1 protein-coding gene is annotated in these 2,176 nt (G+C 39.6%); it reads right to left on the reverse strand.

Annotation, left to right across the window (positions count from 1 at the left end):
* Positions 1-194: 194 nt before the first annotated feature.
* Positions 195-1,910: an IS1634 family transposase gene (locus DCCM_RS02340; protein ID WP_104370860.1), complete on the reverse strand. Its 1,716-nt coding sequence runs from the start codon at positions 1,908-1,910 to the stop codon at positions 195-197.
* Positions 1,911-2,176: the final 266 nt, after the last annotated feature.

The raw sequence follows: 2,176 nt of genomic DNA on the forward strand, positions 1-2,176 counted from the left end.
GCAAGGCTGCAAGCGACAATTCCTACAATTTCAGGAATACCCTGGACAAAAAACAATAATGCATGTAGCATTAATACACCTCGTAAAGAATTATAACCTGAGTTTTGCAACAAAACGAGATAAAAATAGCCCTCAACCGCTTACGGATAGCAGGTTTTGGGCTTTTTGTTTTTGTCAAAAAGTTGTTGTGGAAACTAACCTTTTTTTACCTCGCCTAAAATTTTTTTTATTTCCCCAAGACGCATATATTTCTTCCCGAAATCAATTCCTAGTTCTTTGCCGATATCAGAGAGTACTTCATCGAAATAGTCAAATATATTGAAATTCTCTTGTATGTGTGTACAGCAGGCTCTACTTAAGCTTTCAAGCATCTTTCCGACGTAATACTTTCCGCCCAAGCGGTATTCCAATATTCTGGAAATGACAAGTGCTACAAAACAGGTTAGAAAATGTGCCTCTATATGCTCCTGTCTTGACAAATATACTGGTCTTGTCTCAAAATCACTCTTCGTTACTTTGAAGGACTCTTCTATCTTCCATAGTCCTCTGTACATTTCGATGATTCTTTCGTCGGATTCCCTCCATTCACTTGTCACGATAGCATAGTATCCGTCCAGTTCTTCTTCCTGTCTTAACTTTTCTTCGTCAAAGATAAGAGATTGTTTTGTTTTTTCTAAAATCTCGCCGGTTTCAGGGTCAAATACTAGATTTTTTACATATTTGGCGGCACCGTAAGAGGTAGATTTATTGTATTTTCCTGGGTTGTTGATAAGGTCTTTTGCTTTAGCCAAGACCGCGGCACGATCCGCTTTTGCCTTTGCAGCATATTTTTTGCTGTAGAAGATAACCTGTTTTTCATCGACCTTTTTCTTTATTTTCCGTCCACTGGTGGCGGTAACGGTTATTTCCCTCGGATAAAGTCTGGATTTTAACTTGTATTCATCGCCCTTCCATGTATAGCCTGCCTCGTCGAGGACATATTTCTTGAATTTCTGTTCTGCTCCACGTATGGAATAACTGAGCACGTATCCGTTCTTTGCAGATAGGGTATACCAGATGTTGTCCCCAGTAGTGATGCCCTTGTCTGCCACAACAATAATTCTGCCGAGGGAATAATCATGCTGGATCTTACTGAGCATGGGAATCAGGGTGGACTTATCTACGGTGTTGCCTGAAAAAAGCTTGTAGGTAATGGGGATTCCAATAGTGTCCATGAACAGCCCCATCTGTACGATTGGGTCGGGACGGTGTTCCTTTGAAACACCTTTTTTCCTGAGTTCATCCTGCTCATCAATTTCAAAGTAGTAATTAGTCACGTCATAATAGACCAGTTCAGTGTCCCGGTTGTACTGCTGTTTGATGCGCTCGTGCAACCATAGCTGAAGAGAATCTTTATGCTTATTGAAAAAGGAAAGACATCTGTATATGTCATCAAGGGAGAAGTCGGTTTTTTCAAAGAAAAGACCCTTGTTCTCAAAGGTCTTTTTCTTTGAAGCCGGAAACAGCAGGCGGGAGAATACAAGAAGCTTCATGATGCTGTTGGTATCATAGTTTGACTTTAAGTTCCGCTGACGATTGATTAGGAAGTTGTTTATTTCTAGTTCGTGGTAGATTTTACTTAAGGCGGCATAACCGAAGTTTTTTCTATTATTCGAATCAGCAACAATGCGTTCGTTCGGATTGACGGTAAAGGTAATGGGAAGTTTTTCGGCAGCCTTTTGTTCATTCATTTTCCGTACTTCCTGCTCAAAATGGGCAATGGGATCATTATACTGCTTTTCTAATTCATCAAGATAACCGAGGGATTTAATGGTAACGGTTCTTGAATGTCCTCTTTCTTTATCGCGGTAACCGTCTGCAATAGAAAGATAAATCCTTCCAGAACTTCTTTTGCTTTTTTTAAGATACATAGCGGATCCCCTTGAAACAGCTGATTTTATAACTATATTATATCAAAATCCGCAATAGTCCACAATATAAATTGGTACATAATTAAATAAAAAAATACCCGGAATCATTAGTGTCTTCAATGGTTCCGGGTTAATTGATGTTTAGTCATGCTGCAAAACTAGTACAGTGTCAACTCTTAAACTGTGGATAAAGCCGCTTCAGCTTGATTCTTGCATCATTGGTCGTGAACTGCCAGTCAACACCTTTTTGGTTTCTGTTTCTTGCG

The organism is Desulfocucumis palustris (assembly GCF_002933875.1).
Classification (GTDB): Bacteria; Bacillota; Desulfotomaculia; order Desulfotomaculales; family Desulfocucumaceae; genus Desulfocucumis; species Desulfocucumis palustris.

What these genes read in the sequence shown, in the direction of transcription:
- DCCM_RS02340 (WP_104370860.1), bottom strand. Translation starts at nt 1,910, where the DNA reads ATGTATCTTAAAAAAAGCAAAAGAAGTTCTGGAAGGATTTATCTTTCT.